At 69.9% G+C, this 20655-nt stretch carries 24 protein-coding genes and 1 pseudogene; 3 read left to right on the top strand and 22 right to left on the bottom strand.

What is annotated here, in order from left to right:
- Window positions 1-52: 52 nt before the first annotated feature.
- Genes ATM97_RS04375 through hemL form a run of 3 tightly spaced genes read right to left on the bottom strand, consistent with a single transcriptional unit; the run spans window position 53 to window position 2723 of the window.
- Window positions 53-694 carry a TlpA disulfide reductase family protein gene (locus tag ATM97_RS04375; protein ID WP_218716634.1) on the bottom strand — a complete coding sequence of 214 codons (642 nt, stop codon included), beginning with the start codon at window positions 692-694 and terminating at the stop codon, window positions 53-55.
- Window positions 691-1428: a histidine phosphatase family protein gene (locus tag ATM97_RS04370; RefSeq protein WP_374104826.1), complete on the bottom strand. Its 738-nt coding sequence runs from the start codon at window positions 1426-1428 to the stop codon at window positions 691-693. The genes ATM97_RS04375 and ATM97_RS04370 overlap by 4 nt, the downstream gene beginning before the upstream one ends.
- Window positions 1425-2723 carry a glutamate-1-semialdehyde 2,1-aminomutase gene (hemL, locus tag ATM97_RS04365; protein WP_218716652.1) on the bottom strand — a complete coding sequence of 433 codons (1299 nt, stop codon included), beginning with the start codon at window positions 2721-2723 and terminating at the stop codon, window positions 1425-1427. The genes ATM97_RS04370 and hemL overlap by 4 nt, the downstream gene beginning before the upstream one ends.
- A gap of 253 nt (window positions 2724-2976) precedes the next feature.
- Between hemL and ATM97_RS04360 the strand changes: the two genes are divergently transcribed.
- A complete protein-coding gene (locus ATM97_RS04360; protein ID WP_218716633.1) occupies window positions 2977-3384 on the top strand; it encodes a hypothetical protein in 408 nt (135 codons plus the stop codon).
- Here the strand turns inward: ATM97_RS04360 and ATM97_RS04355 are convergent.
- The 6 genes from ATM97_RS04355 to ATM97_RS04330 all read right to left on the bottom strand — a co-directional run bounded on the left by ATM97_RS04355 (window position 3381) and on the right by ATM97_RS04330 (window position 7379).
- Window positions 3381-3602, bottom strand: coding sequence for a hypothetical protein (locus tag ATM97_RS04355; RefSeq protein ID WP_218716632.1), 222 nt, complete (start codon window positions 3600-3602; stop codon window positions 3381-3383). The two genes, ATM97_RS04360 and ATM97_RS04355, sit on opposite strands and share 4 nt — an antisense overlap.
- Window positions 3603-3686: 84 nt before the next feature.
- The gene (locus tag ATM97_RS04350) at window positions 3687-3956 is read right to left on the bottom strand and encodes a hypothetical protein (RefSeq protein WP_218716631.1); all 270 of its coding nucleotides are present in this window, start codon (window positions 3954-3956) and stop codon (window positions 3687-3689) included.
- Window positions 3953-4393, bottom strand: a complete 441-nt coding sequence (locus ATM97_RS04345; RefSeq protein WP_218716630.1) for a hypothetical protein — start codon at window positions 4391-4393, stop codon at window positions 3953-3955. The genes ATM97_RS04350 and ATM97_RS04345 overlap by 4 nt, the downstream gene beginning before the upstream one ends.
- A 278-nt stretch (window positions 4394-4671) precedes the next feature.
- Window positions 4672-5184, bottom strand: coding sequence for a hypothetical protein (locus ATM97_RS04340; protein ID WP_308248371.1), 513 nt, complete (start codon window positions 5182-5184; stop codon window positions 4672-4674).
- On the bottom strand, window positions 5181-6158 hold the full coding sequence (gene hemB / locus ATM97_RS04335; protein WP_218716629.1) for a porphobilinogen synthase: 978 nt from the start codon (window positions 6156-6158) through the stop codon (window positions 5181-5183). Before hemB ends, ATM97_RS04340 begins: the two co-directional genes overlap by 4 nt.
- Before the next feature lie 42 nt (window positions 6159-6200).
- A complete protein-coding gene (locus tag ATM97_RS04330) occupies window positions 6201-7379 on the bottom strand; it encodes a serine hydrolase (RefSeq protein ID WP_218716628.1) in 1179 nt (392 codons plus the stop codon).
- A gap of 222 nt (window positions 7380-7601) precedes the next feature.
- On the opposite strand from ATM97_RS04330, the gene ATM97_RS04325 reads away from it, so the two are divergent.
- Window positions 7602-7886 carry a hypothetical protein gene (locus tag ATM97_RS04325; RefSeq protein ID WP_218716627.1) on the top strand — a complete coding sequence of 95 codons (285 nt, stop codon included), beginning with the start codon at window positions 7602-7604 and terminating at the stop codon, window positions 7884-7886.
- A 56-nt stretch (window positions 7887-7942) separates the two neighbouring features.
- Here the strand turns inward: ATM97_RS04325 and ATM97_RS04320 are convergent, their stop codons facing one another.
- The 5 genes from ATM97_RS04320 to ATM97_RS04300 all read right to left on the bottom strand — a co-directional run bounded on the left by ATM97_RS04320 (window position 7943) and on the right by ATM97_RS04300 (window position 13502).
- Entirely contained in the window at window positions 7943-9514 is a 1572-nt protein-coding gene (locus tag ATM97_RS04320) for a bifunctional uroporphyrinogen-III C-methyltransferase/uroporphyrinogen-III synthase (RefSeq protein WP_218716626.1), read from the bottom strand.
- A complete protein-coding gene (gene hemC / locus ATM97_RS04315) occupies window positions 9511-10581 on the bottom strand; it encodes a hydroxymethylbilane synthase (RefSeq protein ID WP_218716625.1) in 1071 nt (356 codons plus the stop codon). The genes ATM97_RS04320 and hemC overlap by 4 nt, the downstream gene beginning before the upstream one ends.
- The gene (locus tag ATM97_RS04310; RefSeq protein ID WP_218716624.1) at window positions 10578-12053 is read right to left on the bottom strand and encodes a glutamyl-tRNA reductase; all 1476 of its coding nucleotides are present in this window, start codon (window positions 12051-12053) and stop codon (window positions 10578-10580) included. The genes hemC and ATM97_RS04310 overlap by 4 nt, the downstream gene beginning before the upstream one ends.
- 76 nt (window positions 12054-12129) lie before the next feature.
- On the bottom strand, window positions 12130-13014 hold the full coding sequence (locus tag ATM97_RS04305; protein ID WP_218716623.1) for a redox-sensing transcriptional repressor Rex: 885 nt from the start codon (window positions 13012-13014) through the stop codon (window positions 12130-12132).
- 206 nt (window positions 13015-13220) lie between these two features.
- The gene (locus ATM97_RS04300) at window positions 13221-13502 is read right to left on the bottom strand and encodes a glutaredoxin family protein (protein ID WP_218716622.1); all 282 of its coding nucleotides are present in this window, start codon (window positions 13500-13502) and stop codon (window positions 13221-13223) included.
- A 184-nt stretch (window positions 13503-13686) separates the two neighbouring features.
- Between ATM97_RS04300 and ATM97_RS04295 the strand changes: the two genes are divergently transcribed.
- Window positions 13687-14616, top strand: a complete 930-nt coding sequence (locus ATM97_RS04295) for an HAD family phosphatase (RefSeq protein ID WP_255587002.1) — start codon at window positions 13687-13689, stop codon at window positions 14614-14616.
- Window positions 14617-14631: 15 nt separating this feature from the next.
- Here the strand turns inward: ATM97_RS04295 and ATM97_RS04290 are convergent, their stop codons facing one another.
- The 8 genes and pseudogenes from ATM97_RS04290 to ATM97_RS04255 all read right to left on the bottom strand — a co-directional run.
- On the bottom strand, window positions 14632-15648 hold the full coding sequence (locus tag ATM97_RS04290; protein WP_218716620.1) for a lysophospholipid acyltransferase family protein: 1017 nt from the start codon (window positions 15646-15648) through the stop codon (window positions 14632-14634).
- Window positions 15645-16679 carry an NAD-dependent epimerase/dehydratase family protein gene (locus ATM97_RS04285; RefSeq protein ID WP_218716619.1) on the bottom strand — a complete coding sequence of 345 codons (1035 nt, stop codon included), beginning with the start codon at window positions 16677-16679 and terminating at the stop codon, window positions 15645-15647. The genes ATM97_RS04290 and ATM97_RS04285 overlap by 4 nt, the downstream gene beginning before the upstream one ends.
- Window positions 16680-16916: 237 nt before the next feature.
- Window positions 16917-17018 (bottom strand): 30S ribosomal protein bS22, encoded by a 102-nt coding sequence (locus ATM97_RS04280; RefSeq protein WP_003402602.1) that lies wholly within the window; start codon window positions 17016-17018, stop codon window positions 16917-16919.
- A 184-nt stretch (window positions 17019-17202) separates the two neighbouring features.
- Window positions 17203-17472 (bottom strand): helix-turn-helix domain-containing protein, encoded by a 270-nt coding sequence (locus ATM97_RS04275; protein WP_255586995.1) that lies wholly within the window; start codon window positions 17470-17472, stop codon window positions 17203-17205.
- Window positions 17473-17634: 162 nt separating this feature from the next.
- On the bottom strand, window positions 17635-18453 hold the full coding sequence (gene proC, locus ATM97_RS04270; RefSeq protein ID WP_218716618.1) for a pyrroline-5-carboxylate reductase: 819 nt from the start codon (window positions 18451-18453) through the stop codon (window positions 17635-17637).
- Window positions 18454-18481: 28 nt separating this feature from the next.
- The gene (locus tag ATM97_RS04265) at window positions 18482-19348 is read right to left on the bottom strand and encodes a thioesterase family protein (protein ID WP_218716617.1); all 867 of its coding nucleotides are present in this window, start codon (window positions 19346-19348) and stop codon (window positions 18482-18484) included.
- 93 nt (window positions 19349-19441) lie between these two features.
- Complete coding sequence (locus ATM97_RS04260) at window positions 19442-20308, bottom strand: sugar phosphate isomerase/epimerase family protein (protein WP_374104825.1); 867 nt, start codon at window positions 20306-20308, stop codon at window positions 19442-19444.
- A 15-nt stretch (window positions 20309-20323) separates the two neighbouring features.
- Window positions 20324-20655 (bottom strand): annotated as a pseudogene (locus tag ATM97_RS04255) (hypothetical protein); the annotation flags it as partial.

The raw sequence follows: 20655 nt of genomic DNA, 5'->3' as shown, positions 1-20655 counted from the left end.
CGCGCGCCCTGACGGGGGCGACACGCGGTCAGATTTCCGGGACGACGACGGCTCACTGCTTCTCCTCGGCGGCGATGCGCTCGACCACGGGCTGCAGATCTTCTGCCAATAGCGAGCGAAGGAAGACCGCGGCGACCCGGTGCTGACGATCCAGGATCAACGTGGTCGGAATGACACTGGTGGGAAAGTTTCCGCCGAGCGCGAGCAAGGTTCGCATCGACGGGTCGTAGATGGACGGGTATTCGATCTTGTTGTCCACTACGAAGTCCTGGGCTTTGTCCCGCTGGTGATCGCGGACATTGATGCCCAGAAACGCGACGCCCTTGTCCTTGGTCGCCGCGAAGACCTTTTCGAGCGCGGGCGACTCGGCGCGGCACGGGCCACACCACTGTCCCCACAGATTCACGACCACGATCTGGTTCGGGAAATCGTCGACCGAGACGGTCTTTCCCTCGTTCATCAGATCGGGCCCCGAGAGCTTGCCGATCGTTCCGCGCGTCGCGGGCGGATCGTAGTAGATATCGGTTCTACCACCGGGCGAGACGAATTCGAAGGTGCCGCCCCCGGTGGCCACCGCATCGGTACCTGTCGAACAGCCGGCGGCCGCGACGATCACGAACAGCGCGGACAGGACGGCAGTGATCGCCCGCAGCCGGTGGCTGCGGGCGGGGACCGACGCGGTGGAGCGTGTCATGCGCCGTGAACCGAAGGGTCGGAGGCGCCCGCTGGTTCGGAGTACACGATGTCCACCAGGGTATCCCCGTGGTAGACCAGCGAGGTCAGCGAGGCGAGCGAGCACTGCCGGTTGCGCGGGTCGTGCCACAGACGCTGGCCCTGCAGGAACCGGCGCAGCGTCCACACGGGCAGCTGATGCGAGACCAGCACCACCTCGTGACCGGCGCCCTCGACGCGGGCCTTGTTGACCGCGGCCAGCATGCGATGCGCGATCTGCAGATACGGCTCGCCCCAGGACGGGGTGAACGGGTCGCGCAGCTTCCACCAGTGCCGGGGCTTGCGCAGCGCGCCGTCGCCGACGGACACCCGCAGGCCCTCGAAGGTGTTGCCCGCCTCGATCAGGTTCTCGTCGGTGCGCACGATGACGTCGTGGGCGGCCGCGATCGGGGCCGCCGTCTCCTGGGCGCGTTGCAGCGGGGAGGCGATCACCAGGGAGACGTCGTGGTCGGCCAGCGAGCGCGCGACGGCCCCGGCCTGCGATCGGCCGGTCACCGAGAGGCTGAAGCCGGGCAGGCGACCGTAGAGGATGCCGTTCGGATTGTGCACCTCGCCGTGGCGCAGCACGTGGACGATGGTTTCCACCGTCGCGGGGTCGTCGTCGAGGCCGGGCGGCGCGGCGGCGGGCGCGGGATGCGGCGCCTCGTCACCGTCGACCGGAGTGGTGAATTCTGCGTCGGGCTGGTCGGAGCTCACGCTGGGGATCCTTCGGGGGTTGCGGCCGCGGCCGCGAGGGCGGCGGCGGGCAGAGCGGCGGCGATACGGTCGAACGCGTCCTCGTCGAGCGCCGCGGAGACGAACCATGCCTCGAACGCGCTCGGCGGCGCGTACACGCCCGCGTCGAGCAGAGCGTGGAAGAAGGCTGGGTAACGCCAGGTCTGGCTCGCCTTGGCGGCGGCGTAGTCGGTCACCGGGCGGTCGGCGAAGAACACGCTCACCATATTGCCTGCGAACTGCACTTGATGCTCGACCCCGGCCTCGGTCAGGGCTTTCGCGAACAGACCGCCGAGCCGATCGGCGTTGCGATCCAGGGCCGCGTACACCTCAGCGTCGGCGGCGCGCAGCGTCGCCAGGCCGGCCGCGACGGCGACGGGGTTACCGGAGAGCGTGCCCGCCTGATAGACCGGGCCGAGCGGAGCGAGGTTGTTCATGATCTCGGCGCGACCGCCGAACGCGGCGGCGGGCAGGCCGCCGCTCATCACCTTGCCGAAGGTGTAGAGGTCACCGGCGACGCCCTCGCGGCCGTACCAGCCCGCGGCACTGACCCGGAAGCCGGTCATGACCTCGTCCATGATCAGCAGCGCGCCGTTGTCGTGCGCCAGGGTGCGCAGGCCCTCGTTGAAGCCGGGCAGCGGCGCGACCGCGCCCATGTTGCCCGCGGCGGCCTCGGTGATGACGCACGCGATCCGGCCTGGGTTGGCCTCGAACGCGGCAGCGACGGCGGTCAGGTCGTTATAGGGCAGCACGATGGTGTCGGCGGCCTGGGCGCCGGTGACGCCGGGCGAGGTCGGCAGCCCGAGCGTGGCGACGCCCGAGCCCGCGTCGGCCAGCAGCGCGTCGACGTGGCCGTGGTAGCAGCCGGCGAACTTGATGATCTTGGACCGGCCGGTGAAGCCGCGGGCCAGCCGCACCGCGCTCATGGTGGCCTCGGTGCCGGAGTTGACCAACCGGACCCGCTCGACCGGCTCGACCCGCGCGGCGATGGCCTCGGCCAGTTCGATCTCGGCCTCGGTGGGCGCGCCGAACGACAGTCCGCCGGTGGCGGCCCGCTGCACCGCTTCGACGACGGCGGGGTGCGCGTGGCCCAGGATCATCGGACCCCAGGAGCAGACCAGATCGACGTATTCGTTGCCGTCGGCGTCGACGAGGGTGTAGCCGTTCGCCGAGGCGATGAACCGCGGAGTTCCGCCGACCGAATTGAACGCACGGACCGGGGAGTTGACCCCACCCGGGATCACCGAAGCGGCCCGCTCGAAGAGCTGAGCGGACATCGGTACCTGCGACGGACTGGCCTCGGCCGCGCGCGGAGAAGAACTCACGGATTCCAGTCTCTCAGCTCGCCTCGGCGCGCCGGACGACAGGGTGGAGCACAGTGACCCAGACCGCAGCGACCCACCGGCGACACGCCCGACACGCCGCCCCTGCGCGGAGATCATTTGGATCCGGGTGCGCTGGCCTGCGGCTACGCTGCGGGCTGCTCGAGCACCGAGCGGTAGACATCAGCTATCAGCGGAAGGGTGTTTCATGCGTTTCGGCGTCACCAGCACTGCACTGTGTTTCCCGCGGGCTGCCCTGTGTACGGGGTTCGTCGCGGCCGGAGTGGTCCTCGGCGCGGGCACGGCCACCGCCTTCGCACCGCAGGTCCACCCGGATCGGATCGGCGCCCAGCTCGACCACGAGGAGACCGTCGCGCTCGGCGCGGGTCCGGTCCCGGCGCTCACCGCGATGTTCGTCCCGGCCAACCGGATCGGCGCGGGCCTGCACGGGGACACCACGCTCTACCGCGACGCCGACGGCGGTATCCGCGCCACCCTGCGCCAGGTGGTGACGGAGGCGGCGAGTCATCCCGACGGCACCGTCACCGTGTTCCTGAACGCGCCGGGCACGCGCGGAGGCCGCGTCGTCGACGTCTACCAGCAGTGGGCCGGTTAGGTGTACATGCAGGGGACGTCGGCCGAGATCGTGTGCAGCTGGCACATGATGCTGTTGTAGATGCCGCTCGAGCCGGTCTCCGGGGCGAAGCCACCGGCGGCCGGCTCGGCGACCATGGGGGTCAGGGGCAGGCCTGCGGCCTGGGCGGGTGCCGCTGCCAGGGCGATCGCCGCCACGGCCGCGGCGGCCGTACAGAATCCCGCGGTGAGCTTGGTCATCGGTGGTCCTCCATGTTTGCCCGCCGAGGCGAGCGGTCGAGATATGTCCCGAACCCCAACGCGCGCATCGGGATTCGGCTTCACTCAAGACATCGGTTCGACGGACCGCAGTGCTACAGATCGGGTCGCGATCCGGGCGACGGCGTCGATCACCAGCAGCCCCGCGACGATGACCAGCGCGCTGGCGAGCAGCAGCAGCGGCGGCACATAGCGGACGGCCTCGAACCCCGGATGCTCGTCGGAGGTGACGAAGCCGGTCACCCGTCGTGCGTGGCGCCAGCTGTAGACCGCTCCGGCCAGGCAGATCACGGCGAGGCCGAGCTCGAACAGCGCCGTGGCGATCCAGCGTTTCATCCTTGCGATCCTGCCAGGGCCGAGCCCAGCGCGGCGCGCAGCCCGGCGTGGTCGATCGCCCACGCCTGCACGATCCGGCCGTCCACCAGGCGCAACCCGATGCCGCGACGGCGCCGGGGCACGCCGCTGAGCGCGCCGAGCGCCCGGCCTTCGGCGGCGTCGTCGTCATCGGTGGGCAGCACGGCGGCGATCTCGGTCAGCGGCACGGACTCGACGCCCTGATGCAGGGTGGTGCCGGTCAGTTCGACACGGGCGTGGGTGCGGCCGGCGATCACCTGGAGCACCGTGAAACCACCGATGGCGACGGCGCAGAAACCGAGGGCGAACCCGTGCAGCGTGCTGCCCGCGAGCCACTCCACCAGCAGGATCACCGCGCACAACAGCGGGCCGTAGGCGATCGCGCGCCAGCGCGCGCCGGGCTCGGAGAACAACACCATGGGAGGACCGCGGCGCCGAGGGCGCCGGTGGATCAGCCGACCAGACTCGGCAACAGAATCAGTGCGATGGTGACGACGGCCAGCAGGACCATCAAGCCGATGACCAACAGGTCGCGTCGCAGGCGGTGCTGCTGCTCGATCACCACGCGCATCATTGCCTCCGAATCCCCCGGACTTCTACCGGTCACATCACTGGGATTACCCCAAATCCCTGTGATCATGCTCACCATACACTGTGGCGTGTCAGTGACCAAAGACGTCGGGGTTCAACCTGGCGTTCACCGGCGGTTCAGCTGGAAGTACCTGGTCGATTCCGGACGGTAACTCAGGTACGCCGCGCCGACCGCCAGCACGCCCTGCACGATCGCGGTGCCGCCGGCGACCATCGTGGCCACCGAGGTGTCCCCGGAGAAGGCGAACATGGTGGCGATCGCACCCATCCCCAGCCAGACCGCGACGACGGTGAGTACCGTGCGCGCCCAGGACTTGCCCCGGCCGAGCTGCTGCGCGATCAGTACGGTCACCCCGGCGAGCACCAGCCCGACGATCGCGGTCAGTACGAAGGCGGCCAGCACCATCACATCGACCGTGGACGCGGGGAAATTCGGGTCGCTCTTGTGCATCTCGTCGAGGAACTGCTTGCTCAGCTCGTCGCGCTGCCCGGTCATGGTGACGATTCCGGCGCCGGTGTAGACGACCCCGAGCCCGGACACGGCCCACCACAGCTGGCGTGCGGTGCCGACATCCTCGGGCATCGGGAGGGACTCGGGTTTGTGCGGTGGAACGATCACGACAGCCAGTGTGCAGCCTCGGTCGCCCAATAGGTGAGCACGATGTCGGCGCCCGCCCGCCGGATACCGATCAACGACTCCAGGACCGAGGCCCTGCGGTCGATCCAGCCGCGCTCGGCGGCGGCGGTGATCATCGCGTACTCGCCCGAGATCTGGTACGCGGCGACCGGGACGGTGGAGCGGTCGGCCACATCGCGCAGGATGTCGAGGTAGGACATCGCCGGCTTCACCATCACGATGTCGGCGCCCTCGGCGAGGTCGAGCTCGAGTTCGCGCAGCGACTCGCGGCGGTTGGCCGGGTCCTGCTGGTAGGTGCGGCGATCGCCTTCCAGCGACGAACCGACGGCCTCGCGGAACGGGCCGTAGAAAGCGGAGGCGTACTTCGCCGCGTAGGCCAGGATGGCGGTGTCGGTGCGCCCGACCGCGTCCAGACCGCGCCGGATCGCGCCCACCTGGCCGTCCATCATCCCGCTGGTGCCGAGCAGATCGGCGCCCGCCTCGGCCTGCGCGAGCGCCATCTCGACGTAGCGGTGCAGGGTGGCGTCGTTGTCGACCGCGCCGTCGGAACCGATGACGCCACAGTGGCCGTGATCGGTGAACTCGTCCAGACAGGTGTCGGCCATGACGACGGTCGCGTCGCCGACCTCCTCGGCCAGTGCGCGCAGACCGCGGTTGAGGATGCCGTTCGGATCGCTGGCCTGGCTGCCGGTGGCGTCCTTGTCCTCGGGCAGCGGCACGCCGAACAGCATCAGGCCGCCGACCCCCGCGGTCACCGCTTCGACCGACGCCTTGCGCAGCGAGTCCAGCGAGTGCTGATACACGCCGGGCATCGAACTGATCTCGCGCGGTTCGTCGATGCCGTCGGCGACGAACATCGGCAGCACCAGCTGACGCGGCTCGAGCGTGGTCTCGGCGACGAGCCGACGCAATGCGGGTGTCCTGCGCAACCGCCGCGGGCGGTCGAAAGCGGTCATAGACCGCAGAATACGCCTGGGCGAGCAGGCCCGCGACGGCGCCTACACGGCGTCGCCTGCGCGGGCCACCTCGCCCAAGATCGACTCGAACGTGGCAAACACCGGGAGCGGTCCGGCCGAGTTCCACGTCTGGTTGGTGAGCAGGATTCCGGTCACCGCGCCGTCGGTGGACCAGGTGGAGCCGAGGCCGCCGGACCATCCGTAGGAGCCCGCGCGCGGGCCGTCGGGCAGGTCGCTGAGCTGCACACCGACGCCGTAGCCCCAGCCCGCGCTGCCGTCCGGGTTCGGACCGCCGCGCGCGAGCTGCGCGGCGGTCAAGTGGTCGCGCGTCATCGTCGCCACCGCCGCCTCGGACAGGATCCGGGTGCCGTCGAGGACGCCGCCGTCGCGCAACATGCGGGCGAACCGGTGATAGTCGGCGAGGGTGGAGACGAGTCCGTCGCCACCCCCCTCGAACACGGGCGGCGTGCTCCACTGTCCGTCGACCGGATCGAAGACCACGCGCGCGCCGTCGCGGTCGGCGTAGTGCGGGCCGAAGCGGTCGAGCTTGTCGGCGGGGACGGAGAAGCCCGTGTCCACCATGCCGAGCGGACGCAGGACCCGCTCGGCCAGGAACTCCGAGAACGGCCTGCCGGCGGCCCTGCCGACCAGGAAACCGAGGATCGGCGCGCCGACGTGATAGAGCCAGCGCTCCCCCGGCTGATATTGCAGCGGCAGCGTGCCGAGCCGGGCGAGCCAGGTGTCCGGTCCCGGCAACCGCGCGGGCGTCGGCGGACCCCAGCCGAGGCCGAGCTCACTCCAGGCCGCGTCGAACGGCTTGGGCGAGAAGTCGGCGAAGTCCATGCCCCAGCCGAGCCGGAAGGTGAGCAGGTCGTCGACGGTGATCGGGCGCCGGGCCGCGACGGTGTCGGTGATCTCGGCGGCGGGATGCGCCAGCACGCGGCGGTCGGCGAGTTCGGGCAGCAGTCGATCGACGGGCTCGGCCGGGTCGAGCAGGCCGTCGTCGATCAGGATCGAGGCCGCGACCGCGGTGAGCGGTTTGGTCATCGAGGAGATGCGGAAGATCGTGTCGGCGCGCACCGGCGCCGCGCGCGACTCGTCGACGTGCCCCGCCGTCCCGGTCGACACCGCGTCACCGACCGCGACCAGCCAGGCGAGGCCGGGCAGTTCACCCTGCTCGACATGCACGCCGAGACGTTCGCCGATCCCGTCCACCGTCATCGCGTCTCCTCCCGTGACATCGGAGCCCACTAGACCACACGGGTCCGACAGCCGCCCGGCGACAGGCCGCCACGAACGTGTGGATAACATCGAATCGCACTGGAGCTCAATGGCTTCCGCGAGAGATCGACGAAACTTGTCGGACCCTCTCGCTACAATCGAAAGCGTGTTCGAGGGTTCCCGACGATCGGGGGCGGGACCCATTCGCGACGGGAGGACGCCATGAACGCCATTGCCGCAGCACCGAAGTCCACGTTCATCACCGCGCCGTACGTACCGCTGGAGAAGAAGCGCCTGCCCGCGGGCAGGCCGCGCCGCTGGTACGTGGCGCACAACCGCAGGCTCAAGGCCATGCGGCTGACGATCGCGCTGCTGGATTCCGGTGTGTACCTGCCGAATCAGGCGACCAACGACACGATCCGGCGCACCGCCGAGCAGATCGAGCTGCGCCCGCCGTCGGATGCCACCTGCCGGCTGGTGCGCACCCTGCTGCGCTACAGCCGATGATTCCGATACGCCGAAGGCCCGCCACGGTGGGCGGGCCTTCGGGCGGTCTCGGCAGGCTAGCGGCTGCTGCTGCGGCGGCTCTTCTTCCGCGGCGGCGGCAGCAAGCCCTCCGCGCGCAGGCGCGAGGCGTGCTCGGCCAGCGCCTCCACCAGCGGACCCACCTGCGCGGTCTCGGGCTGCACGTCCACCCGCAGGCCGAACTCGATCGCGGTCTCGGCCGTCTTCGGGCCGATGCAGGCGACGATGGTGCGCGCGTGCGGCTTGCCCGCGATGCCGACCAGGTTGCGGACCGTGGAGGACGAGGTGAACAGGACCGCGTCGAAGCCGCCGGTCTTGATCATCTCGCGGGTCTCCGCCGGCGGCGGCGAGGCGCGCACGGTGCGGTAGGCGGTGACGTCGTCGATCTCCCAGCCGCGCTCCCGCAGGCCCTCGGCGAGGGTCTCGGTGGCGATGTCGGCGCGGGGCAGCAGCACCCGGTTGACCGGGTCGAACACGTCGTCGTAGGGCGGGAAGTCGGCGAGCAGGCCCTCGGAGGACTGCTCACCGCTGGGCACCAGCTCGGGGTTGATGCCGAAGGAGCGCACCTTCTCCGCGGTAGCCTCGCCGACGCAGGCGATCTTCACACCGGAGAACGCCCGCGCGTCCAGGCCGAACTCGGCGAACTTCTCCCACACCGCGCGCACCGCGTTGGTGGAGGTGAACACCACCCACTGGTAGCGGCCGTCGACCAGGCCCTTCACCGCGCGCTCCATCTGCGCGGGGCTGCGCGGCGGCTCGACCGCGATGGTCGGCACCTCCATCGGGATGGCGCCATGGGTCACCAGCCGCTCGCTCATCTCGCCGGCCTGGTCCTTGGTGCGCGGCACCAGCACGGTCCAGCCGTAGAGGGCACGCGACTCCCACCACGACATCTTCGAACGCTTGTCGACTTCCTTGCCGACCGTCACGACCAGCGGTCCGACCAGCTCGGAGGCGGCGTTGTTCAGCGTGGCCAGCGTGGCCTCGATCGTGCGCTGCTGCCGGGTGGTGCCGCGCACGGTCACCGCGACCGGGGTCTGCGGGGCCAGCCCGTGCTCGACCAGCGCGCTCGCGGTCTCGGCCAGGTGGCCGGAGGTGGCGCTGAGCACCAGCGGACCGGGCGCGGCGGCCAGCGCCGCCCAATCGACCTCGCCGCGCACATCGGCCTCGGTGTGCCCGGAACCGAGGGCGATGCCGGCGTAGCTGGGCACCGCGGAGCCGTTGGGCAGACCCGGCAGCACCTCGAACACCATGTGCGAGCGGGTGACAGCGTTGACCTCGTTGATCACCGAATCGGTGGTCAGCGGATCACCGGCGACGACGCGCACCACATCGTGGCCGTTGCGGGCCTCGGCGATCAGCGTCTTGGCCACCTCGGCGGGCTCGCCGAGCGCGGGCCGCACGTCGACCGGACGCTCACCGTCCTCGGCCGCCTCCACGCCGAGGCCGATCAGGGCGAGCACGCCCTTGTCGACGTCGGGGTCGGTGAACGCCAGTGTCGCCCGCTCGAGCACCTCACGGGCGCGCACGGTCAGCAGGGCCGGGTCGCCGGGGCCGGATCCGACGAAAAGGATCCGCCCTGGTTGCTTCTTGGTGCCTCGGCTGCTCATCGGTTGTTCTCCATCGGGCTGGAATTGGTGAAGTCTGGGGCGGGAGTGTTCACCGCCTGTGTGGGGGAACCGACCTCCGGTTCCGGCTCGTCCGCGACGCTCAGCAGTGCGCGAGCGCCCAGATCCAGCAGTTCGCGCGCGAGCGTGCGGCCGAGCTCCTCGGCGTCGGCGGGCGCCCCGACGATCGAGGCTCGCAGCACATCGGAGCCGTCGATCGCGGCGGCACAGGCCCGCAGCGACAGCTCCTCGAAGATGCGGCCGTCCTCGTCGATCGACTCGACGACCTCGGCGATCGCGCCGATCGGGGCGGTACAGCCCGCCTCGAGCTCACCGAGCAACGAACGCTCGGCCAGGACGGCGGCCCTGGTCGACGCGTCGTCGAGGCCGGTGAGGATCTCGATGAGTTCCTGGTCGTCACTGCGGCACTCGACCGCGAGGGCACCCTGCGACGGCGCGGGCAGCATCTGCACCGGCTCGAGCGACTCGGTGATCGCGTCGGTCCGCTCGATCCGGGACAGGCCGGCGCGGGCGATGACGATCGCGTCGAGCTCGCCCTCGCTCACCTTGCGCAGCCGGGAGTCGATGTTGCCGCGCAGGGGGACGATGTCGAGACCGAGGCCGAGCGCGCGCAGCTGGGCGGCGCGGCGCGGCGCGGAGGTGCCGACCTTGGCGCCCGCGGGCAACTCGCCGAGAACCAGGCCGTCGCGGGCCACCAGCGCGTCACGCGGGTCCTCGCGGGGCGGGATCGCGGCGATGGTGAAGCGCGGGTCCTGCGCGGTGGGCAGATCCTTGTAGGAGTGCACCGCGATGTCGATGCCGCCGGCGGCGAGCTCGTCGCGCAGCGCCGAGGTGAACACGCCAACGCCGATCTTCTGCACCGGATCCGACGACAGGTCGCCGGGGGTCTTGATGACGACCAGCTCGGCGGGCTGACCCGCGGCGATCAGCGCATCGCGGATGGTGCCCGCCTGTGTCAGGGCGAGCAGGCTGCCGCGCGTGCCGATCCGCCACGGCGCACGAATGCTGCCTGCGGTCACGGTGTCCTCTTCCTGCACTGTCGTGGTCATGATGCGGTGTCCTCCTGCGCATGCCCGAGAGGCCCTGCGTGGTTACGCGGGCTGCCTCCTCCGGGCCTCGACTCGGTCATGCGGGACTGCCCGTCGCCGAGGTGTCCTGCGGTGAAGTCATCAGCCAGCGCGGACTCCGCCGCGGCGACCTCCATGGGAGCGGCAACCGCTTGCACCGCACCGGGTTTCAGCTCGAACAGCTCACGCAGCGCCTCGGCGTAGCTGTCGCCGCCCGGCGTGGAAGCCAGCTGCTTGACGCGCACCGTCGGCGCGTGCAACAGCTTGTCGACGACGCGGCGCACGGTGCGCGCCACCTCGTCGCGGGCCGGATCGGCCAGGTCGGGCAGCCGCGAATCCAGCCGCAGCAGTTCGGCTTCCACCACTTCGGCGGCCCGCTGCCGCAGCGCGGCCACCGTGGGGGTGACCTCCGCCATGCGTTGCCCGGCAAGGTATTTGGCGAGTTCGTCGGCGACGATCTGACGCGCGGCGGCGGTGTCGTCGGCCGCGGCGCCCGCGGCCGGATCGCGCTGCAGCGATTCGATGTCGATGACGGCGACGCCGGGCAGCCCGGCCACGGCGTGCTCCACGTCGCGCGGCAGGCCGAGGTCGCAGAAGACCAGCGGCCGCTCGGCGGCTTCGGTGGTGGCCCGGCCCGCGAGCGCGCGGTGGGTGTCGGCCAGGGTGACGACCGCACCGACCGCGCCGGTACAGGTGATGACGACATCGGCGCCTGCCATCGCCTCGGTCAGCCGCGACATCTCCATGGCCTCGGCGTCGACCCCGTGCATGCTGCGTCCGGTCTCGGCGAGGCGCTGGGCACGGTCGAGCGTACGGTTGACGACCACGATCCGGCCGATCCCGGCCCGCGACAGATGCGCGACGGCCAGCCCGCCCATCGCACCGGCGCCGACCACCACCGCGGTACGGCCCGCGAGATCGCCGACGACGCCGCGCGCCCGGTCCAGCGCCACCGACACCACCGACGCGCCCGCCCGGTCGATCCCGGTCTCCGAGTGCACCCGCTTGCCGACCCGCAGCCCGTGCTGGGCCAGCTCGTGCAGGGTGCGCCCGACCGCCTGCTGCCCGTCGGCACTGGCGTAGGCGCTGCGGATCTGGCTGAGCACCTGCTGCTCACCGACGACCATCGAATCCAGGCCGCTGGCGACCGCGAACAGGTGCTCGGCGGCGGCTTCGCTGTAGCGCACGTAGGCGTGCCTGGTGAGGTCGCCGAGCGGCAGCCCGGAATGCTTGGTGAGCAGTTCGCTGACCTCGCCGAGCCCGCCGTGGAAGGCGTCGACCACGGCGTAGATCTCGACGCGGTTGCAGGTGGAGACGATCATCGCCTCGGACACGTGGCTGGAGGCGAGCAGCCGGTCGACCAGCTTCGGGCGGTCGGCCTCACTGATCGCGACCTTCTCGAGCACCGAGACCGGCGCACTCCGGTGAGAAATTCCGACGAGCAGGACACTCATGACAGCACCTCGCTCGCGCTCGGCGCCGTCCTGCGCGTCCGCGCACTGGCCTGCTGATTCGCTCGCTGGCGCTCGCTCATGGCGTGATCACCGATCCCTTGGTGCTTGGCTCCGTTGCCGAATGCGGGGTGGCTGTGTGTGGAGTGGCTGAGCGCGGCGCGGTGCGGCGCGTAGGCCTGCCGCGCGCCGGTTCGACCGGCGCGGGGTGCGTGAGGGCGGGATGGTTCTGCGCGGGAACCCGGCGCGCGATCCGGCCGGATCCGGCCTGCGCCACCTCGGGCAGGGCGGGCGCGTCGTTGCGAGCGGCGTCGAAGGAGAGCATCTGCAGCTCCATCGCCAGGTCGACGCGGCGGACCTCCACATGGGCGGGTGCGCGCAGTTCACACGGGGCGAAGCTCAGGATGGACGGGAGCCCGGCGGCGACGAGCCGGTCACACACGTCCTGGGCGGCCTCGTCCGGCACGGCGAGCACCGCGATGGTCGGCGCGAGCGCCGGGATCTGCTCGGTCAACCGGTCGACATCGCGCACGACCAAACCGGCGTACGACTGGCCGATCACCGCGGAGTCGTTGTCGAAGATCCCGACCACGGTGAAGCCACGTACCCCGAAACCGCCGTAGCCGACCAGGGCGCGGCCCAGATTGCCCGCACCGATCAGCACCACCCGATGTCCTTGCGACAGACCGAGCACATCTTCGATCCTGGTGCGCAACTTGGCTACGTCATAGCCGACACCCCGCACACCGTTGGGTCCGAGGAAGGAAAGATCCTTGCGCAGCTTGGCCGAATTGACACCCGCCGCGACAGCCAGTTCCTCACTCGATACGATGGCTACACCCTCGTCGGCCAACCCGGCGAGAACCCGGAGATAGGTAGCAAGACGAGTCACCGTGGCCTGGGGGATATCCCTCTGAAGAGCCTTGCCGGAGACGCCACCGGGCGTCTCATGCTGCTCTGTCACGTCGTCGGCTCCTCGTGCCGGGCCTGATCACGGTCCGGTTCCTGTCGTTCGTTCACCGGTGTGGGTCACTGCGTCGCGAGAGCGCGACCGGTGCCATGGGGGGCTGTGCAAACCCGGTCACCGCCGCTGCTGAGCGCGGCGGTGCGGATTGCGTGCCACCACCGTAACCGCTTGTGCAGGCGTTCACAAAGTCGGTGAAATTGGCCTCATTTTCCGCCGCGACCAGCGAAACGGCTCAGGTCGGCCCGCAAACGCGGCTCGTCGACGTCGAAATAGCTGTGTTCACGGCCGTCCAACAGGACCACGGGCAGCCGATCGCCGTATTCTGCGCGGAGTCCGGGGTCACTGGCCGCCGCCTCGTCGACGTCGACGGTGTGCACCGGGAGACCGAAATCACCACAGATGGTCTCCAATTGCGCCAGTGCCGTGGTGCACAGGTAGCAGCCGGCGCGCGTCAACAGGGTCACGGTGGGTGTGGGATTAGTCATGAGCCCTATTTAATCCCCGAGCCCGCCGCGGCTTGTCGGTGAATCCGGTTACTGTGGACATGGTTCGCGCGACTAGCGGAGGGTACTGGTGCCGGAACGTTCGAAGGTGGCTAGGGCCGGATTCGTCGCAGGGCGATTCGGGGAGTTCCCTGCGCGGTGGCAGCCCAGCCGCCTCGGCCAGGAACTGCAGGAACAGTTCGCACGGCTGCCTCGCAGCCCGTTCGGGCCGAGCGAGGAGGAGCTGCGCGCCAATCTGGCCGGTGAGGCCAGTGCCGACGCCGCGCTCACCCTGCACGAGTCCGAACTCGCCGAACAGGGCGAGCCGACGGGCCCCGAAGTACCCCGCGATCTGACGGCGGCGGCGTTCTTCGACGTCGACAACACCCTGGTCCAGGGTGCCTCGATCGTGCACTTCGCCCGCGGGCTGGCCGCCCGCAAGTACTTCAAGACCTCCGACCTGGTCGACGTCGCCTGGAAGCAGGTGAAGTTCCGGGTCACCGGCAAGGAGAACTCCTCCGACATGGCCTCGGGCCGGGAGAAGGCGCTCAGCTTCATCGCGGGCCGTCCGACCGCGGAACTGGCCGCGCTCGGCGAGGAGATCTACGACGAGATCATCGCCGACAAGATCTGGCCCGGTACCCGCGCGCTCGCCCAGATGCACCTGGACGCGGGCCAGCAGGTGTGGCTGGTCACCGCGACGCCAGTGGAGCTGGCCAATGTCATCGCCAAGCGGCTCGGGCTCACCGGCGCGCTGGGCACGGTGGCCGAGAGCGTCGACGGCAAGTTCACCGGCCGCCTCGTCGGCGACATCCTGCACGGCCTCGGCAAGGCGCACGCGGTGCGCACGCTGGCCATCCGCGAGGGCCTCAACCTCAAGCGCTGCACGGCCTACTCCGACAGCCACAACGACGTGCCGATGCTCTCGCTCGTCGGCACCGCGGTGGCGATCAACCCCGATTCCGACCTGCGTGAGGTCGCCAAGAACCGGGGCTGGGAAATCCGCGACTTCCGCACCGGCCGCAAGGCCGCCAAGATCGGCGTGCCCACCGCGCTCGCGCTGGGCGCGGCGGGCGGTGCGGTCGCGGCGGCGGTCGCCCGCCACCGCGAGCACTGAGCCACCGCGGCGCCGCTACCCCAGAACGGGGTTGCGGCGCTTGGCCAGCAGTTTGTAGAGGGTCTGCTGGATGGTCTCGCGAACCTGGTCGGTGACCTCGAACATCGTCATCGGGTCCTCGGCCTCTTCCGGCTCGTAGGCCGTGGTGGCGATCGGCTCGCCGAATTCGATGTACCACTTCGAGGGCAGCGGGATCGCGCCCAGCGGGCCCAGGTGCGGGAACAGCGGGGTCACCGGGAAGTACGGCAGGCCGAGCAGACGAGCCAGCGGCTTGATGTCGGCCAGCTTCGGGTAGATCTCCTCCGAGCCGACGATCGAGCACGGGATGATCGGCACGCCGGTGCGCACAGCGGCCGAGACGAACCCGCCGCGCCCGAAGCGCTGCAGCTTGTAGCGGTCGGCGTAGTTCTTGCCGACGCCCTTGAAGCCCTCGGGGAACACGCCCGCGATCTGGTCGGAGCGCAGCAGGCGCTCGGCGTCGGGGTGGCAGGCCAGGGTATGGCCCGCCTTGCGGGCCAGCGCGCCGAGCAGGGGCAGCTCGAAGATCAGGTCGGCGGCCAGCAGCCGCAGCGCCCGGTGGCTCGGATGCTTGTCGTGGATGGCCAGCTGCAGCATCAGCCCGTCGAGTGGAACGGTGCCCGCGTGGTTGGCGACGATCAGCGCCCCGCCGGTGGCCGGGATGTTCTCGATGCCGGCGACCTCGACCCGGAACCAGTAGTCCGACAGCGGCCGCAGGGCGGGCAGGATGACCGACTCGAGCAGGTGCTCGTCGTAGCCGAACTCGTCGACCGAGTAGTCGCCGGTGAGCCTGCGCCGGGCGAACTCCGCGGCGTTCTCGATCTGGCCCGCGACGGTGTCGCGGACGATGTCGGACAGGGTCTTGGGCGGCCGGGTCGGCATGCCCGGCCTGCGTTCACTCAGCGAGGTGACCGGAGTGGCCTGCGTCGGCTGGTCCGGCCAGCGACGCGCCTGCGGTCGTTGTCGGGTCTCGACATTCACGTCGAGACGAATGACTTTCGCTCCCTCGTTCATGTGTGCGCTCCCGAATCGGCCCCGATGAGGCCGAGCAGTTTGGTTTCCGCGGCGTCGATCCAAGCCGGATCGAAGACGGGCCGCAACGCTGCGCCCGCGATGAAGTCGTCGAATGCCTGGACGGTGGTCCAGCGTGGGGTGAAACCGAGTTCGGTCCGCATGCGGGTGGTATCCAGCCCGCAACCGAAGTAGAAGTAGTCGGGTTGTTCACCGCTGAATCCGCGCATGACCGGGCCCATCAGCGTGCGCCCGACAGTGCGGAAAACGAAGAACGGCACCGGCGCGACAATACGGCCTGCCCTGCGGATCGCCTGGGACATGGCCAGCGCGCCGTCGCCCGCGATATTCACCGTACCGCCGTGTGCCCGAAATGCCGCGTGCACCAGGACGGCGACAGCGTCTTCTTCGTGCAGTAATTGCAGTCTGGCTTCGCGCCCGAGCACGGTCGGGGTGATCGGCGAACGCAGATATTGCACGCCGCGATCGGCCAGCCGGGGACCCACGATCGGCGCGAAACGCAGAATCGAGGCGGAAATATCGGGCCTGCGTCGCGCCATTCCGCGCACCAGTGCCTCGATATCGATCATGTCGCGCGCAAACCAACCGGCCGGTGGGGTACGCGCGCCCATTTCCTCGGTGAATTTCGCCGGATCCTTGGCGCTGCAGCCGTACACCGCCGAGGACGACCGGACGACAACGCGCCGCACCGACGGCGCCTTCTGACACACGGCGAGCAACTGCATCGTGCCGAGCACGTTGAGATCCTTCATCACCGCGCGACCGCCACCGGCGGGCGGACGGGTGAGCACGGCCGCGTGCACGACGGTGTCGACGTCGTTGCCCTCGACGACCTTGCGGATCAGCGGATTCCTGATGTCGGCGCGCACGAACTCGGCGCTGCCCATCCGACGGCGGAGCTCCCGGCTGGGGGTCATCGTGTCGACCGCGATCACGCGTTCGACACCCGGTTCCGCGGCGAGCCTGGACGCGACGTTGCCACCGAAGAAGCGGCTGGCTCCGGTCACCAGCACTACCTTCGGTACGTGTCGTTCCCGTGTATCGGAACTCGGACCTGGCCCCACTCAAAGCCCCCTGCTTCTCATGTATTCCCGCGTACCAGAGTAGCCGCATTCGTGCCACCCACCGACACGATCAACAAGCTTTTAACGAGGTCGACTCGTCAGCGCATGACGAGATTCACAAACCTGATCTTTTCAAAACGAGAGCCCGCCACCGCGATGGTGACGGGCTCTCGTAGGCACGCAGGCTTACTTGCCGAGTTTGCGCCGCTGCACACGCGTGCGGCGAAGCAGCTTGCGGTGCTTCTTCTTCGACATACGCTTGCGGCGCTTCTTGATCACAGAACCCATAGGGTTTCCTCGCGTTTCTCTACTCGGCATACACACGCGGTGTCGCGTGCGTCGTCTGGTGTCCGCGCCGCCGGGGCGCACCGGACACCACGAAGCGGTGCCACCGGCAGGCGGACACGAACCGAGGGTTCATGCTACCGGGACACCCGAGCAGCGACGAAACCGCCCTTGTGGCCGACCTAGGTCAGCCGGCGTCGAAGTACGACGTCTCCAGGTAGTCGTGCACCGCCTTCGCGTGCACCCGGAACGAGCGGCCGACCCGCACCGCGGGCAGTTCACCCGAGTGGACGAGTCGATACACCGTCATCTTCGACACCCGCATGAGATCGGCGACTTCGGCGACGGTGAGAAACTGTGTGCCACCGCCGATCACCGGTTGTCCCTGCGTGGAGCCGACCCGCGGAGTCGGGGAACCCGATCCGCCGCCCGACGCCGGTGAATTGCTTGCAGACATTCTGTTCGCAGACATCATGGCACCATTGACCTCCGGCACGTCCGCGCCGCCGGCTTCCCCACCGGCGGAACAGACACGCACGTGCTTCTACGAGCTTAGCGGGACCAGTGGGATTACTGCGACGGGTGTGAGAAATCGGTTTTCATCCCGGGTACCCGATCGTCATTCGTTCGACGCGCCCTGTTCCGCCGAGCGTTGCTTGGAGGCGTGCAGCGCCTCGATGAACGTCGACCGCACCGCACCACGTTCGAGCACCCGCAGCGCCGCCGCCGTCGTGCCGGCGGGTGAGGTGACCGCGGCCCGTAGATCGACCGCGTTCTGCCCGGTCTCGTCCAGCAGCGCCGCCGAGCCGATCATGGTCTGCATGACCAGCTGGCTGGCCACATCGCGCGTCAGCCCCAGGCTCACGCCGGCGTCGATCATCGCCTCGACGACGAGGAAGAAATACGCCGGCCCGGAACCCGACACCGCGGTGACCGCGTCCATCTGCGATTCGGCCACCGTCACCACCTTACCCACGGCCTCGAGCATCTCGCCGACGAGCTCGAGCTGCTCGGGGTCGGTGTAGCGGCCCGGCGCGAGCACGCTCATCCCCTGCCCGACCAGCATCGGCGTGTTCGACATGACGCGGACGACCGGGAAGCCCGCGGGCAGCTTGGACTCGAGCCGCGCGGTGGTGACACCGGCGGCCAGCGAGACCAGCACCTGCTCGCTGCCCGAGTCGAGGTCGGCCTTGGACAGGTCGGTGAGCACCGAGTCGACATCGCCGGGCTTGACCGCGACGACGACGATGTCGGCCCCGACGATCGCCTCGACGACCGAGCCGCTCACCCGCACCTTGAAGCGCTCGGCGAGCTGCGCGGCCCGCGCGGCGACCGGCTCGACGACGACCAGATCCTTGGTCGCCCGGCCGGACTCCAGCAATCCGGCGACCAGCGCCTCACCGATCCGACCGCCACCGACCACCGCAATTCTCGTCATGCAGTCAAGGTTAGTGGTGCGCCACCCCTCAGCGCGCCGCCGGGATCAAGGCCAGCTGGCGACTCTGCGCGACGACGGCGCCGGTGGAGTCGATCACCAGCTGGTCCTCGTCGAACATGCGCTCACCGACCTCACGGGCGGTCGCGATGACCCGCAGCCAGCCGGGGGCGGGGACGCGGCGCAGGTAGGTGGTCATCTGGACGGTCGGCGACCAGCCGAAATGCCCGAGGTTGATCGGCACCGGCGGGCTCATGTCGGCGGCCATCATGGCGAAGGCGGCGCGCACGCGCGGGTCGGTCTCGTCGCCGTCGAGCGGGCGGATCCACAGCCGGGCGCGGGGCGCGCCGGTCTCGCCGCGGGCGAAGTCGGCCCATGTCGCGTCCAGGTAGACCCGGGCCACCTCGCCGACGTGCACGATCTTGCCCATCGGCGAATCGGGGGTGTACTCGAGCGCGGTGGCGTCGGGCTCGGCGGGCATGTCGGTGCCGGTGTCGCTCCAGCGGGTGCCGTCGACGTCGAGGTGGCCGAAGGTGAAGGCGGTACGCACGAGGGTGCGGCCGTTCTGGATCAGCTCGGCGTCGACCAGGCAGATCTGGCGGCCCTTCTTGCGCAGGTGGACCGCGTACTCGACCTCGCCGGGCTCAGGAGCGCCGAGGAAGTCGGAGCTGGCCGCGATCGGCGCCATCCGCGCGAGCGAGGCGTCGGACTCGGTGAGCCGACGGGTGGCCGCGGCCGCGCTGGCGGCGACCATGGTGCCGCCGTGCACCTTGGGACCGATGGTCCAGGCGGGCGCGATGATGCCGACGTAGCGCCCGGTCTCGGCATCGGTGGTGGGGAGCTCGGTCAGGTCGACGACCTGACTGAACGGCGCGTCGGTCGCGAGTTCTCGCGTCATCGTCACTCCTGGTCGCGGTTCACTGTAGTTCGTACAGCGTACAAGCATGCTATGCAAGGCACCATACTGCGGCGGTGTGACCGAGTCGATGGCTCAGGTGAGGTCGGCGTGGGTGGCACCGGTGAGGTGCCTGCGCGCGAAGTCGAGCGTGCGGCCGAGCAGGGCCGAGCGTTCGGCGGTGGTCCGCGCGGTCTGGGTGTTGATCTCGGCGACCGCGTGCCCGGTGAAGCCGGTGTGCACCAGGTGCTCGCACAGCTGCGCGCACGGCTGGGTGCCGTCGCCGGGGACCAGGTGTTCGTCGTGGGCGGCGCCGCGGCCGTCGGCCAGATGCAGGTGCACCAGGCCCTCGCCCATCCGCCGGGCCAGCTCGAGCGCGTCGGCGCCCGCGGTCGCGGTGTGCGAGAGATCGAGGGTGTAGTGCTCGAAGCCGATGTCGGTCGGATCGAAGGACGGACTGAACGCGCTCACCGCGGGACCGGGCCCGGAGCGGCGTTCGAGCCTGCGCACCGCGCCCTCGCGGAACAGGGTGTCGGCCCGCATCGGGAACATGTTCTCCACCGCGACCTTGACCGGGTAGCTCGCCTCCAGCTCACCGACCTGGTCGGCGAAACCCTTGGCGTAACGGCGCTGCCAGCGAAACGGCGGATGCACCACCACGGTGTCGGCGTCGAGCGCCTGCGCGGTGCGCACGCTGCGCTCCAGTTTGGCCACCGGGTCGGCGCCCCAGACCCGTTGGGAGATCAGCAGACACGGCGCGTGCACCGCGAGCACCGGCACCCCGTAGCGCTTGACGTAGGACTGCACGGTCGCGATGTCCTGGCTGGCCGGTTCGGCCCACACCATCAATTCCACACCGTCGTAACCCAATTCGGCCGCATAGCGGAACGCCGCCTGGGTGTTCTCCGGATACACCGACGCCGTCGAGAGCCCGATTCCGATATCCGCCCGCGCGTTCCCCACAGCCCACTCCCTGCTTCAGCTGGTACTGAGGAGAAAGGCTAGCGGTCCGAGCGTCACGAAGACGCCTACGACGACGGCGATCACAGTGCTGTAGATGTCGTCGGTGCGGCGCAGTATCCGCACGAGGGCCACCAGTCCGAGGATGACGACCATGGCCAGGGCGAGCGCGACCCACGGCAGCGTCTCCCACATCGTCTCGAAACCCTTGAACAGCAACATTCCGGCGACCGCCGCGCCGGCGCTCTGGCCCGCCAGGATCAGCCACTGCCTGCGGTGGTCGTCCGCGGCGGCGCCGCGGGCCAGCCGGGAGACGCGCCCGCCCGCGCGACCGGCCGAGACCCGGCTCG

The sequence above is a fragment of the Nocardia sp. MH4 genome, assembly GCF_019266065.1.
Taxonomy (GTDB): Bacteria; Actinomycetota; Actinomycetes; order Mycobacteriales; family Mycobacteriaceae; genus Nocardia; species Nocardia canadensis.
The sequence above is the reverse complement of the archived record's forward strand: the minus strand, read 5'-3'. Positions and strand labels throughout refer to the sequence as shown.